Source organism: Shinella kummerowiae (assembly GCF_009827055.1).
GTDB classification, from domain to species: domain Bacteria; phylum Pseudomonadota; class Alphaproteobacteria; order Rhizobiales; family Rhizobiaceae; genus Shinella; species Shinella kummerowiae.
On sequence record NZ_WUMK01000003.1, the window covers coordinates 151,600 to 165,436 of the forward strand.

Below are 13,837 nucleotides of genomic sequence, written 5' to 3' on the forward strand. Positions count from 1 at the left end.
CCCTCTCGACTGGCCCGAAGCCGGATTTACGGGCGCAATTTTGGGGATCGGAATCGAATGAAACGCATCATCGTCATCGCTCTCCTTCTGGCGATCGCCGCAGCAAGCGCCTGGTGGTATCGGCAACATGCGCAAGCGCCGGCCGAGCTTGCGCTCTATGGAAACATAGACTTCCGGCAGGTTACCCTCGCCTTCAACGGCAATGGGCCGGTGGCCGAGGTGCTTGTCGAAGAGGGTGAACAGATCAAACAGGGCCAGGTTATCGCCCGGCTGGACACCAGCCGCATCCTGCCGCAGATCGACCAGGCGATGGCCCAGGTGGATGCCCAGCAGGCGAGCCTGGCGCGTCTGAAAAACGGCAGCCGACCGGAGGAAATCGCCCAGGCGCGCGCCAATCTCGTGGCCGCTGAGGCAGAAGCCGCCAATGCGCGCCTGCAATTCGAGCGACAGAGCGCGCTCGTTCCCCGCGCCGCCGCCAGCCAGCAGACGCTCGACAATGCCCGGTCGGCCGCGGCCGTGGCGGATGCCAAGGTCGTTGCCACCCGCAAGGCGCTGGACCTTCTCGTTGCCGGGACACGGATCGAGGAAATCCGGGAGGCCGATGCTCAATTGCGTGCAGCCGAGGCACAGGCTGCCCTTCTGCGCGCACAGCTTGCCGATGCCGACCTCCGGGCGCCGGTCGATGCCGTCGTCCGTTCCCGGCTGATCGAGCCCGGCGAGATGGCGTCGCCGACACGCGCTGCCTTTTCTCTTGTGACCATCAGCCCGAAGTGGGTGCGCGCCTATATTTCCGAAGCACAGCTCGGACACATCCGTCCGGGGATGAAGGCGGAGGTTCGCGTCGACTCCCTACCCGGCCGGGCGATCCCGGGCTGGATCGGCTTCATCTCGTCGGTCGCCGAATTCACCCCGAAGACGGTGCAGACCGAGGAATTGCGCACCAGCCTCGTGTTCGAAGTCCGCGTCTTTGTTGACGATCCTGACAATGTGCTGCGCCTCGGCATGCCGGCGACCGTGCGGCCGCATCTCGATGACGCGCCGCAGAAAGCGGGTGGGTGAGACCATGGAGGACCGCCCGCTCACCCTCGTCGCGCGGGACCTGCGCAAGACCTTCCGCCGCGATACCGGAGAGGCCGTCGAGGCGCTGGCCGGCATTTCGCTGGAAGTGCGCAAAGGTGCGCTGACGGCCCTTGTCGGCCCGGACGGCGCCGGCAAAACCACCCTTCTCCGTCTGGCGAGCGGACTGGTCGCCCCGGATTCCGGCAGCCTGGAGGTCGTCGGGCTCGATGTCAGCGCCGAGCCGCAGGCCGTTCAGGACCGGATCGGCTACATGCCGCAGCGCTTCGGCCTCTATGAGGACCTGAGCGTGCAGGAAAATCTCGATCTCTATGCCGATCTGCACGGCGTCACCGGGGCGCGGCGCGCGGAAATCTACCCGCGCCTGTTTGAGATGACACAGCTTGGGCGCTTCAAGCAGCGGCCCGCCGGGAAACTCTCGGGTGGCATGAAGCAAAAACTCGGCCTCGCCTGTACGCTGGTGCGCGCGCCCGAATTGCTGCTGCTCGATGAGCCGACGGTCGGCGTCGACCCGCTGTCACGGCGCGAATTGTGGGAGATCGTCTTCAAGCTGATCCGCGAGGATGGGCTGTCGGTGCTCGTCGCCACCTCCTATCTCGATGAGGCGGAACGCTGCGCTCATGCGGTGCTGATGCATGCGGGCAAGATTCTCGCCGAAGGGCCGCCGGCAGAAATCACCGCAAAGGCGGAGGGTTGCTGCTTCCTCGTCAAGGGCCCGCAAGGCCTGCCCGCCCGCTCCCTACAGGCCCGCCTGTTCGCTTTGCCCGGCATCGTCGATGCCGTGCCGGAGGCCGGACGGGTGCGGGTGGTGCGCCAGCCCGGTCAACTGGACACCGCCCTGGAGATAGCGGGGCTTTCGCTCGACACGGAACCGGTGGAGCCTCGCTTCGAGGACGCGTTCATGATGCTGTTCGACAGCGTCGCGGAGGAGAGAGCGCGCGTCAGTCACGGGACGATTGTGGCGGGTGGAAGCGGTCCGCATGGCGAGACCGTCGTCGAGGTGCATGATCTTGTGCGCATGTTCGGCGATTTCACCGCCGTCGACCATGTCAGCTTCAGTGTCCGCCGCGGCGAGGTCTACGGACTTCTCGGACCCAATGGCGCCGGCAAAAGCACGACCTTCCGCATGCTCTGCGGCCTGCTGCCGGCGACTGGCGGTACGCTGAAAGTCGCGGGTGCCGACCTTCTGCGGGCGGGCGCGAAGGCCCGCGCACGCCTCGGCTATGTCGCGCAGAAATTCTCGCTCTACGGCCAACTGACGGTCGACGAGAACCTGGAATTCTTCGCCAGCGCCTATGGCCTGCGCGGCAGCGGCAAGAAAGACAGGATCCGCGCGCTGAAGAACGACTTCGCGCTGGAAAACCTCTCCGATCTGCCGAGCGGCCAGCTCCCGGGCGGCTTCAAGCAGCGGCTCGCCCTTGCCGCAGCCCTTCTGCATGAACCGGATATCCTTTTCCTCGACGAGGCGACGAGCGGCGCCGACCCGATCGCCCGGCGACAGTTCTGGGGCCGGATCACCGCACTTTCGGAACAGGGCGTCACTGTCATCGTGACCACCCATTTCATGGACGAGGCGGAATATTGCGACCGGATCATCATCCTCGATGCCGGCAAAAACCTTGCGGAGGGAACGCCTCTCGAAATCCGCCAGCAGGCTGCGATGTCGGACGAAACCGCCCCGTCCATGGAGGAGGCCTTCATCGCAATCGTCGAGCGGGAGCGGCTAAAGCGAACGGAGAAGGCCGCGTGACCGAAAGGGCCGACCAGACCGGCGGCCTTGCCGCATCGCTGCGCCGGGTCCGTGCCCTGATCCGCAAGGAAACGCGGCAACTCCTGCGCGACATCAGCAGCATCACGATCGGCATCGTCATGCCTGTCACGCTGCTCATCCTGTTCGGCTACGGCATCAATCTGGACGTCAAGAATGTGCCCGTCGCGGTCCTGATGGAGGACAATTCCGCCGAGGCGCGCGGCGTCGCCGCCGCCTTCGACCTCTCGCCTTATTTTTCCACGCGTGCCGTCCACACGATGAACGAGGCCGAAAGGATGCTGATGGCCGCGGACGTGCGTGCCATCGTGCGCATCCCCACCGATTTCGCCCGCAGCATCGATCTCGGCGCGGCGGAGGTGCAGTTGATCATCAACGGCGCCGATGCCAACACCGCACGCATCTCCCTCGGCTATGCGCAGGGGGCTGTCGGCACCTGGGCGGCAAAGGAGGCGGCGCGCACCGGCAACGCGGCGAACTGCGGCATCGTCATCGAGCCCCGGCTCTGGTTCAACGAAGCCAATGACAGCAGCTACTTTCTCGTGCCGGGGCTGATCGTTCTGGTAATGACCCTGATCGGTGCCCTCCTGACGGCCCTGGTTATGGCGCGGGAATGGGAGCGCGGCACGTTCGAGGCGCTGTTCGTGACGCCGGTCCGCTCGAGCGAAATCCTTCTCGGCAAAACCGTACCCTATTTCCTGCTCGGCCTTGTCGGCCTTGCGCTCTGCGTTGTCGGCAGCAAGCTTTTGTTCGGTGTGCCGCTGCGCGGGTCGCTCGTCATCCTGACCGTCGTGTCGATGCTCTACCTGCTCGTCGCCCTCGGCCTTGGCCTGGTGATCTCGTCGGCGACCAAGAGCCAGTTCGTCGCGAGCCAGATGACGGTTCTGCTCACCTTCCTGCCGGCGATGATGCTCTCCGGTTTCATGTACGATCCGCGCAGCATGCCCTTTGCCGTCCAGGTGATCACCTATGTGTTTCCGGCGCGCTACTTCGTGACGCTGCTGCAGACGCTCTTTCTTTCGGGCAACAACTGGAGCGTCATCCTGCCCAATGCCGCCGTTCTCGCCGGCATGGCGATCGCGCTCCTGACGCTTGCCGCACGCCTCACCCGCAAGAGGATCGCCTAGATGCTGGCCTCCCTTCTTCGTATCCTCACGCTCATCCGCAAGGAGCTTCTCGTCATCCTGAAGGATCCGAAAAGCCGGGCCAGCCTCGTCGTGCCGCCGATCCTGCAATGCCTGATCTTCGGCTATGCGGCCACTTACGACCTCAACAGTGTGCCCTATGTGCTGGTGGATCAGGACCGCAGCACCGCGTCGATCGCCCTCGTCGCCAAGCTCGAAGGCTCCGGCCTTTTCCAGCGGCAGGGCACATTCACGCAGACGGAACAGGCCGCACCGCTTCTCGATGCCGGCCGCGTCATGGTGATCGTGGTGATTGGACCGCGCTTCGAACGTGACCTTCAAGCCGGGGCGCCTGCCCCTGTTCAGGTGATTGCCGATGGCCGGAACTCCAACACCAGTGGCATTGCCCAGGGTTATGCCAGCTCGATCATCAGCGATTTCGCTGCCGCACGACAAGCGGAAACCGGCGCCAAGGGCGCGGCCGTCAAGGTTTCGACACGCGCCTGGTTCAACCCGCAACTCGAAACCCGCTGGAGCATGGTCCCGTCGCTCATCGGCACCATCACCATGATGATGACGATGATGCTGACCGCGATGTCCGTGGCGCGCGAACGGGAGGAAGGCACGTTCGACCAGCTTCTGGTCGCCCCCTTCACGCCGACGGAAATCATGATCGGCAAGGCCGTGCCCTCGATGATCGTCGGCATCACCCAGGCCTCGGCGATCCTGCTGGTGGCGCTCTTCTGGTTCCGGATTCCCTTCGCCGGATCCGTTTTGACACTCTATGCCGGCCTGGCCCTCTTCCTCGCCGCCGCCATCGGTTTCGGTCTGTTCCTCTCTTCGCTTGCGGGAAACATGCAGCAGGCAATGATCCTGTGTTTCGTCTTCCTCATGCCGTTCATGCTGCTTTCGGGCCTTGTGTCGCCAACCGACAACATGCCCACCGCCCTGCAATACCTGACGATGATCAATCCGCTCACCTATGCCATCCGCATCACCCGCACGGTCTATCTCGAAGGGGGCCAGTTCGCCGAACTCCTGCCCGACATGCTGGCGCTCGTCGTCATCGCGGCGGTGACGATGCCGATCGCCGCCTGGATGTTCAAGCACCGGCTGAACTAGCCAGCCCCGCTCAAATACAATCGGGGACTGCCGCCGGCAGTCCCCGTTCGAAAGGCAAAATCGCAAATTTCCGTGAATCAGCCCTGCGACGGCTTCCAGTCGGCCGAGGGGATGCTGTTGATCATCCATGGCACGCCGAATTTGTCGACGAGCGAGCCGAAACCCGGGGACCAGAATGTTTCCGCGAATGGCATGATCTGCTTGCCGCCTTCGGAGAGCTGGTCGAACCAGCGTTTGCCTTCGTCCTTGTCGGTCGTATGCAGGGTCACGTCGAAACCGTTCTTGGGCTTGTCGACATTCGGCGCCCAGGCGACATCCATGTCGGCGCCCATCAGCGCCTGATCGCCGACGTCCAGCCAGCAATGCATCAGCCAGTCCTTGTATTTCGCATCGCTGATCGGCATGTCCGGCGGCGCATCGCCATAGGGCATCGCGGCGGTGATCTTGCCGCCAAGCACCTTGGCGTAGAATTCGAATGCCTCACGGCACTGGCCTTGGAAACTCAGACTCGTCACGATCTTCATGGTCGGCTCCTCGTTGTTGTTCTCCCTCGCTGGCCGATGACCGCGAATGAATTGATATCAACGTAAATAGCTCTCCGAGTCAACCTGTGGACGGCCGAACCTTCGCCAACGCTGCCGTTCGCTTCAGGCGCGATCGCAGTGGAAACGCTTGCGGCATCAGCCCCTTCTGCATTAGGGATTCCCTCTCATTGCCAGCAGTCGTGCTTCCGCACCCCATTGCCGCTCCAAGTGCAGATGCGAGGACAACGCACCCGAATGACAACGTTGCACGCCGACGGCGAATTCCATTCGCGCAAATTCCTCGTCCTGCTTCTCGGCTCTATCGGCGTTGTCTATGGCGACATCGGCACGAGCCCGCTCTATGCCTTTCGCGAAGCCTTGCGGCCGTTCGTCGCCGATGGCGTGGTTCGCGAGGATGTCGTCATCGGCCTCATCTCCCTGATGGTCTGGACGCTGACCATCATCGTGACCTTCAAATACGTGCTCTTCCTGCTGCGGGCCGACAATGACGGCGAAGGCGGAACGTTGTCGCTGCTGGCGCTGCTGATGAAAAAATCCGGCAGCTACCTGCCGGTGCTCTTTTTTGCCGGCGTCATCGGCGCCGCACTCTTCATCGGCGATGCGATGATCACGCCCGCGCTCTCGGTCATGTCGGCGCTGGAGGGGCTGAAGCTCGTGACACCGGCCTTTGCCGATTATGTGTTGCCCATGTCGGCGGCGATCATGGTTGGGCTCTTCCTCGTGCAATCCAAGGGCACGGCCGCGGTTTCCAATTTCTTCGGGCCGGTCACCGTCGTCTGGTTCCTCGCCATGGCCTGGGGCGGTCTCATCCATATCGGCGACAACCTGACGATCCTTCAGGCGCTCAATCCGCTGAATGCGCTGTGGTTCATCACCCATGCCGGCGCCGTCGGCCTGATCGTGCTCGGCGCCGTCTTCCTCACCGTGACCGGCGCCGAGGCGCTTTATGCCGACCTCGGCCATTTCGGCCGGCGGCCGATCCAGTGGGCCTGGTTCATCCTGGTCTTCCCGGCGCTCACGCTCAACTATCTCGGACAGGGCGCGCTCGTCCTCACCCATCCCGAGGCCGTCGAAAACCCGTTCTACCTGCTCTATCCCGACTGGGCGCTGCTGCCCATCGTCATCCTCGCCACGATGGCGACCATCATCGCCAGCCAGGCCGTCATTACCGGCGCCTTCTCGCTGGCACGCCAGGCCGTGCATCTGGGCTTCCTGCCGCGCCTGATGATCAAGTTCACATCGGAAACCAATACCGGCCAGATATACGTGCCGGCGGTCAACGGCGTGCTGTTCATCGGGGTGATCGTGCTCATCTTCTCCTTCGGCGACTCGGAATCGCTGGCGACCGCCTACGGCATTTCGGTGACCGGCGCGATGGTGGTGACGACCCTGATGGCGCACCAGTTCCTGCGCCAGGTCTGGGGCTATTCCACCCTCACCGCCACGCTCCTCCTCCTGCCGCTTCTCCTCGTCGAAGCCGTCTTCCTCGCGGCAAACCTGCTGAAGATCCATGACGGCGGCTGGGTGCCGGTGGCCTTGGCAATCGCCATCATGCTGGTCATGTGGACGTGGACGCGCGGCACGAAGTATCTCAAGAGCAAGATAGCGCAGAGCGACATTCCCCTGACGGATTTCATCGCGGCGCTGGAAAAGAAATCCAAACACGCGCCGGCCATCGTGCCGGGCACCGCCGTGTTTCTGACCAGCGTGCCGGACCGCACGCCGGCGGTCCTGCTGCACAACATCAAGCACAATCACGTGCTACACGAGCGGAACGTCATCCTCACCGTATGGACGCAGGACAAGCCTTATGTTCCGGAAGCAGAGCGCATCGAGATGCAGAAACTCAGCGACCGTTTCCTGCGTATCGACCTGACCTTCGGCTTCATGGAGGAGCCGAACGTCACCAAGGCCCTCAGCATCTGCCGCAAGAAGGGTTTCAAATTCGAGATCATGCAGACCTCGTTCTATCTCGGCCGGCGCGTGCTTGTGCGCTCACCGAACGTCGGCCTGCCGGCGTGGCAGGAGCGGCTCTATATCGCGCTCGCCAATTTCGGCATCGACCCGTCCGATTATTTCAAGCTGCCCGCCAACCGGGTGGTGGAACTCGGCGAGCAGGTCGCGATCTGATTTTTCCGGGTGTCCTCAGCCTCATTGCGTGAGGCGGAACTCGACGGCCGCGCCACGCCGCTTGCAGCGGACTGCTTTGCGGTCCCGGTTGCTCTCCTCGAGGGCATAATGCATGGCGGCGTCCTCATTGGCGAAGATGCCGCCGACGCGGCCGAGACGGTCCTCGACCACCCACCAGCCGTGGTGGTCGCGCCCGACCGTGAAACGCGGCGGTTCGATTTGCGCCACGAGGCGGCGCGGGCGACGGTGTCGGGCAGGAATACGCATGGATGTTTCTTTCGGGAGGAATGGCGCGGTCGGCGCTCAAAGTTGCGGGAGGAAATGCTGGACGGCGGCAGCGGCGGCCAGGATCAGGCCGACGCGCAGCAGGAGCGCCGGTATCGGCAACGGCGGCTGTGGCTGTGGCATTGCGGCGACAACCGCCACCGTCTTCTGGGCCTTCTTCTTGCGTGCCATGTCGTTTGTCCTCAGCTTGCCTTGGCAAATTGCGCGGCGCTTTCCGGCAGACCGGCAAGCGCACGACGCACGGTCGCACTGACGCCGGGCGTGGTCGGCACAAGCGGCAGCCGTACCGTCTCGCACAGGCCGAGCACGGGCGTGAGACCATGTTTGACGGCAGCGGGGTCCGGCGTATCACCGAGCGCCATGAAGAGCGGCGCCAGACGATCCTTCAGGTCGAGGGCGAGATCGACATTGCGCGTGCGCAGCGCCTGGTGCATCGCGCTCGTCAGGCGCGGCGCGAGATTTGCCGCTGCCGAAAACGTTCCGCTTCCGCCCAGCACGTTGAAGGCGAAGGCCGTCGTGTCATGTGCGGAATAGAGTACCAGCCGCTCGCGTAGCCGGCGGTCGATCACGGCAAGGCGTGCCATGTCACCCGATGCGTCGATGAAGCCATGGATGCCCGGAGCATCGCTGAGCGCCCAGAGGGTTTCGGCCGTGACATCCGAGCGGGTCGTTGCCGGGTCGACCAGGACGTGGATCGGCAGCGTGGTCGCCTCCGCCACGGCGCGCATATGGGCGATGATGCCCTTCTGCGTCGGCTTGCTGTAATAGGGCGTCGTGACGACCAGCGCGTCCGCCCCCTCCTCTTCCGCATCGAGAGCAAGCGCGATCGTCGCTTCGGTCGAATAGGTGCCGACGCAAGCAAGAACCGGCACGGTGAGACGGGCGGCCATAACCACGGTGGCGAGCACGGCACGGCGCTCTTCGCGGCTCAGCGAAGACGCTTCACCAAGCCTGCCGCAGGCGGCAAGGCCGGACACGCCGCTGGCGGCCTGCCAATTGACGAGGGATGCAAGCCCCTCATGGTCCACCTCATCGCCGCGGAAGGGCGTGACGAGGTCTGTGATGAGGCCCTGTACGGGATTACGGCGTCGAAAGTCTGGCATGATATCTGTTCCTTTCAATGTTTGACCGGACAGGCGCGATCGAGCGCCACCAGTGCAGCCATGACGGCAGCCACCCGGTCGATGTGAACCGCAACGGCGCGGGGAACGGCGCCGTCCGAGCAGATGCGCGCGATCCAGGTGCCCTCGAGGCACACCAATTGCTCGAGGTGGCAGGTCGGGCGCGCGGCGTCGACCAACAGCCGGCTTGCGGCCACGAGGTCGTCGCGCTCCATCAGCGTGCGGAAGCGATGCCGGAAACCGGCGTCGTCGCGCGCCTCGGCCAGGGAAGGCAGGGCGCGGAGGATTTCCCACAGGTGATGCTCGCGCAGGCGGCGGGCGGCGGCGATACGCTCGGCAAGCACTTCGGCAGCCGGCAGATCCGCCTCCACATCATGGTGGCGCGTCACCGTTTCGGACGATGCGACCCTAGGCATGGAGAACCCCCAGCAGAACCGCGGTAACAAGAAGCATCGTTGCAAGAACGGCCCCCGCGGCGAGCGGCATGGGTTCGTCCCGCCCTTTCGCATGGATCGCCTGATCGTGCAGGCGTACACGATGATGAAGGAAGATCATCCGCGTCGAAAGCGGTGGAAGATGACCGTCCGAAAAATCTCTCCGCATGATGGCACCTCTGCTGATGGATCGCCGTGACATCACCCGGAGGGGCATCGGTCACGGCGATCTGAAGCTAGGCGTCGGCAGATATTTTCTCGATTGGAGGGCGGGGACGGAAAAATAGGAATTGCATAAACGGCGCCCTGTCGCCGTCATGGCTATGTGAGAAGCACGAAGATTTCATCAGCAGTGTGCGCGGCGCGAATGGCGGCGACGGTGTGATCATGCCGCAATTGCCGCGCGATGCAGGAGAGAATGTTGAGGTTCTGCCCATGCCCCGCGGCAGGAGAGAGAAGCAGCACGACAATGTCGACTGGAATATCGTCGACCGCCTCGAAATCGATCGGCCGGGCAAGCCGGGCGACGATGGCAAGGCTCTTCGGCAACCCTTCGATGAGCGCATGCGGGATGGCGATCCCTCGCCCGATCCCGGTCGAGCCGAGATTTTCGCGGGCGAGCAACGCCTTGGCGATGACGCCAGCCTCGATGCCGGTCTGCTGCGCGGACATGTCGGCGAGCTGCCGCAGAAGCTTGTGCTTCGAAACGGGCGGCAGGTCGACGGCAATGTTTTCCAGCGCCAGGTGGTCGCTGAGCTGCATGATGAACTCCATGAATGCGGTGATCAGCTCGCGTCGACGAGTCTGTAGCCCACACCGGTCTCGGTGAGAATGTATTGTGGCTGGTCCGGCGTGCGCTCGATCTTCTGCCGGAGCTGGCGGACATAGACGCGCAGATATTGCACGTCGGTCAGACCGTCCCAGACATGTTCAAGCAGGAAACGATGGGTCAGCACCTTGCCGGCATGCTGCACGAGGATGCGCAGGATATCATATTCCTTCGGCGAGAGTTTCACCTCCTCGCCTGCCACCCGGACGATGCGCTTGACGAGATCCACCGAAAGCTCCCCCGTCTGGAAGATGGGTTTCTCTCCCTGCGTTTGCAGCCGGTGGCGCAGCGCCACGCGGATGCGCGCGACCAGTTCGTTCATGCCGAAGGGTTTTGTGATATAGTCATCGGCGCCGAGTTCCAGCGCTTTGACGATGCCGGCTTCGTCGGTGCGGCTCGACAGAATGACAACAGGAAGGTCGAGCCCCTCGGCCCGCCATCGGGCGAGCAGGTCATGCCCCGGCATGTCCGGCAGGCCGAGGTCGAGCACGATCAGATCCGGCTTTTCTGATTTGACAAGCTCCATGGCCACCTTGGCATTCATCGCCTCGATGATGGCATAATCCTGCGTGGAGAGCCCGACGCGCAACAGCTTGCGGATCGGCGGCTCGTCATCGACGATCAGGATGCGGACGGCGGTGTTGGTCATTCATTTCCTCCCAGAACGGGCATTTCAGCCGGCACCGGCATGCGGATGGTAAAGACGGCGCCGGAGCGACCCGTGCGGTTGGCGGCCATGATCGTACCGCCCATGGCTTCGACGAAACCACGGCAGATCGAGAGCCCGAGCCCCGTGCCGGCGCGCACATGGTCGCCTTTGCGCACCCGGTAGAAGCTGTCGAAAATGCGCTCGATATCATCCGGCGGAATGCCCGGCCCCTCATCGACAACGGAAAGCACAAGGGCATCGCCGTCCTGCCGGCCGCGGATTTCGATCAGCGTGTCTTCCGGCGCGTATTTGGCGGCATTGTCGACGAGGTTGAAGAGCGCCTGCTCGAACAGCACGGGATCGACCCGCAGCATCGGCAGGGTTTCCGGAATGTGCACCTCCACCTTGTGATGGGACACGATCTTGCCGGCGCGCGAAAGCGCCGTGCCGACGATGTCGCCGGCAAAATGCCAGGCATAATTCGGTTCCAGGGCGCCGGCGCCGAGGCGGGTCATGTCGAGCAGGTTGGCAATGAAGCGGTTGAGCCGTTCGGATTCGTCGATCACCGTCGAGAGCAGCTCGCGCCGCGCTTCCTCGTCCAGTTGCGCGCCAAGCCCCTTCAGCGTGTCCGCCGACCCCATGATGGCGGCGAGCGGCGTCTTGAGGTCGTGCGAGATGGAGGTCAACAAGGCGGAACGCAGCCGGTCCGTCTCAACGGCGAGCTTGGCCTTGTCCACATCGGAGACGAGCTGCACGCGCTCGATCGCCAATGCGGCCTGATCCGACAGGGCATCGAACAGGCGCTGCTGCTCGGGTGTCAGGATCGGCCCCTGCCTGTCATTGTCGAGGCCGATGACGCCGACCGCCTCGCGGCCGGTGCGCAACGGAAGATAAAGCCGTCTGGCGCCCGGCAGCGTATCGGCGCCCCGGCCGGCTGGGCGATTGTGTTGCCAGGCCCATTTCGCCGCGGCGATATCGGCATCGACCAATGTGTCGTCTGGCGGATAGCCGGCCTTGACCGCCACCAAATTGCCTTCCGGCAACAGGATGACGACCCTCACCTTAAGCATCGAGGCGATCTGGAAGGCGGTCGCCCAGAGCACGTCGTCGAGCGTGCCGGTACCCGCGAGTTTCTTGGAGAAGAGATAGAGGTCTTCCGTCGTGCGCGCCCTCTGCCGCGCGGCGGCGGCCTGGCGCTGCACCGCGGCCGTCAGGTTCGAGGCGACAACCGCGACGCCGAGATAGAAGAACAGCGCGACGATGCTTTCCGGGTCGCGGACCGTAAAATTGTATCGCGGCTCAAGGAAGAAGAAGTTGAAGGAGAGCGCACCCAGCAGCGAGGCGAAGAGACCGGCCCCAAGCCCACCCTGCACGGAGGCCGCGAGCACCGCCATGAGGAAGACGAGCGCGAGGTTCTGCACGTCGAGCGTCTGATCAAGCGCGATGCCGGCAAGGATGGCGAACAGGATGAAAACGACGCTCAGCAGATAGGGTTTGATGCGAAAGGGTTTTGGCGCCGGAGCGGTCTTCACGCCGCGCGTCGGCTGCCCTTCCTTGTCATCGCCGGAAATGACGTGCACGCTGATATGGCCGGCATGGCGGATCAGATCCTGGGTGACCGAGCCCTGCCAGAGCTGCCGCCAATGCGAACCGCTGGGGCGGCCAACGACGATATGCGTGAAGTTGTTGGCATTGGCATAGGCGATGATGTCGCGCGAAGGCGAGAGCGCCGGCAACGTCACCGTTTCGGCGCCGAGCTGCTCGGCAAGCCGCATATTGGCGGCAAGCCGGTCCTTGTCCTCCTCAGGCAGGCTGGCCGCCTGTGGCGTATCGAGATGCAGCACCGCCCAGGGCGCGCGCAGCCGGTCGGCCTGGCGGCGGGCATACCGCACAAGGCTTGCGCCGTTGCGGCCGTGGCCGAGGCAGACCAGCAGGCGTTCGCCGGCAGCCCACGGTCCCGAAATGGCGTGCGCCTGCATGTGGTTGAGCAGCTGCTCGTCGACGCGCTGGGCGGTGCGGCGCAACGCCAGTTCGCGCAGCGCCGTGAGGTTGCCGGGCGAAAAATAGTTCTCGACCGCCCGCTTGGCCGTCTTCGGCACATAGACCTTGCCATCGGCCAGCCGCTTGATCAGGTCGTCCGGCGTAATATCGATGATCTCGATGTCATCGGCCCGGTCGACGATGGAATCGGGAACGGTTTCGCGCACGCGTATGCGGGTGATCTGCGCCACCACGTCGTTGAGGCTCTCGACATGCTGGATGTTGAGCGTCGAATAGACGTCGATGCCGTGCGACAGGAGCTCCTGCACATCGAGATAGCGCTTGGGATGCCGACTGCCGACGGCATTGGTATGGGCGAGTTCGTCGACGAGGACGAGCGCCGGCCGACGGTCGAGGATCGCATCAAGATCCATTTCCTCAAGCGTCTGGCCACGATAGTCGATCGTCCGGCGGGCGATGACCTCGAAGCCCTCGACCAGCGCCTGCGTCTCCTTGCGGCCGTGCGTCTCGACAACGCCGATGACGACATCCGCGCCATCGGCCTGCCGGGCCCGGCCGGACATCAGCATCTCATAGGTCTTGCCGACGCCCGGTGCGGCGCCGAGGAAGATTTTCAGGCGCCCGCGCGTTTCGCGCTGCGCATGCTCCAGCAGAGCATCCGGCGACGGCCTGTTCTCAATCTCGCGACGGTCGTCCGGCATGAACATCCACCCAGTTCCTCCGACCGGCCGGAAGGCCGGTCGGAGACGCCC

At 64.0% G+C, this 13,837-nt stretch carries 13 protein-coding genes; 5 read left to right on the forward strand and 8 right to left on the reverse strand.

The window, feature by feature from the left end:
- Window positions 1-57: 57 nt before the first annotated feature.
- From GR138_RS08555 to GR138_RS08570, 4 genes are read left to right on the forward strand one after another with little or no spacing between them, the layout of a single operon-like run.
- A complete protein-coding gene (locus GR138_RS08555) occupies window positions 58-1,059 on the forward strand; it encodes an HlyD family secretion protein (protein ID WP_160858370.1) in 1,002 nt (333 codons plus the stop codon).
- Window positions 1,031-2,827 (forward strand): ATP-binding cassette domain-containing protein, encoded by a 1,797-nt coding sequence (locus GR138_RS08560; RefSeq protein WP_246200336.1) that lies wholly within the window; start codon window positions 1,031-1,033, stop codon window positions 2,825-2,827. The genes GR138_RS08555 and GR138_RS08560 overlap by 29 nt, the downstream gene beginning before the upstream one ends.
- Window positions 2,824-3,972, forward strand: coding sequence for an ABC transporter permease (locus GR138_RS08565; RefSeq protein WP_160858372.1), 1,149 nt, complete (start codon window positions 2,824-2,826; stop codon window positions 3,970-3,972). Before GR138_RS08560 ends, GR138_RS08565 begins: the two co-directional genes overlap by 4 nt.
- On the forward strand, window positions 3,973-5,091 hold the full coding sequence (locus GR138_RS08570) for an ABC transporter permease (protein ID WP_160858374.1): 1,119 nt from the start codon (window positions 3,973-3,975) through the stop codon (window positions 5,089-5,091). It abuts the gene before it with no gap.
- Between the two features lie 77 nt (window positions 5,092-5,168).
- Here the strand turns inward: GR138_RS08570 and GR138_RS08575 are convergent, their stop codons facing one another.
- On the reverse strand, window positions 5,169-5,615 hold the full coding sequence (locus GR138_RS08575) for a VOC family protein (protein WP_160858376.1): 447 nt from the start codon (window positions 5,613-5,615) through the stop codon (window positions 5,169-5,171).
- A gap of 255 nt (window positions 5,616-5,870) precedes the next feature.
- Between GR138_RS08575 and GR138_RS08580 the strand changes: the two genes are divergently transcribed.
- Window positions 5,871-7,766 carry a potassium transporter Kup gene (locus GR138_RS08580; RefSeq protein ID WP_160858378.1) on the forward strand — a complete coding sequence of 632 codons (1,896 nt, stop codon included), beginning with the start codon at window positions 5,871-5,873 and terminating at the stop codon, window positions 7,764-7,766.
- Between the two features lie 21 nt (window positions 7,767-7,787).
- On the opposite strand, the gene GR138_RS30225 is transcribed toward GR138_RS08580, so the two are convergent.
- The 7 genes from GR138_RS30225 to GR138_RS08610 all read right to left on the reverse strand — a co-directional run bounded on the left by GR138_RS30225 (window position 7,788) and on the right by GR138_RS08610 (window position 13,786).
- Window positions 7,788-8,033, reverse strand: a complete 246-nt coding sequence (locus GR138_RS30225; protein ID WP_202402573.1) for a hypothetical protein — start codon at window positions 8,031-8,033, stop codon at window positions 7,788-7,790.
- Window positions 8,034-8,069: 36 nt separating this feature from the next.
- Window positions 8,070-8,222, reverse strand: a complete 153-nt coding sequence (locus GR138_RS08585; protein WP_160858380.1) for a hypothetical protein — start codon at window positions 8,220-8,222, stop codon at window positions 8,070-8,072.
- Window positions 8,223-8,233: 11 nt separating this feature from the next.
- Window positions 8,234-9,154, reverse strand: coding sequence for a dihydrodipicolinate synthase family protein (locus tag GR138_RS08590; RefSeq protein ID WP_160858382.1), 921 nt, complete (start codon window positions 9,152-9,154; stop codon window positions 8,234-8,236).
- A 14-nt stretch (window positions 9,155-9,168) separates the two neighbouring features.
- Entirely contained in the window at window positions 9,169-9,588 is a 420-nt protein-coding gene (locus GR138_RS08595; RefSeq protein ID WP_160858384.1) for a hypothetical protein, read from the reverse strand.
- Window positions 9,589-9,927: 339 nt separating this feature from the next.
- The gene (locus tag GR138_RS08600) at window positions 9,928-10,368 is read right to left on the reverse strand and encodes a PTS sugar transporter subunit IIA (protein ID WP_160858386.1); all 441 of its coding nucleotides are present in this window, start codon (window positions 10,366-10,368) and stop codon (window positions 9,928-9,930) included.
- A gap of 23 nt (window positions 10,369-10,391) precedes the next feature.
- On the reverse strand, window positions 10,392-11,084 hold the full coding sequence (locus GR138_RS08605; RefSeq protein WP_160858388.1) for a response regulator transcription factor: 693 nt from the start codon (window positions 11,082-11,084) through the stop codon (window positions 10,392-10,394).
- A complete protein-coding gene (locus tag GR138_RS08610) occupies window positions 11,081-13,786 on the reverse strand; it encodes a sensor histidine kinase (protein ID WP_160859210.1) in 2,706 nt (901 codons plus the stop codon). Before GR138_RS08610 ends, GR138_RS08605 begins: the two co-directional genes overlap by 4 nt.
- Window positions 13,787-13,837 lie beyond the last annotated feature (51 nt).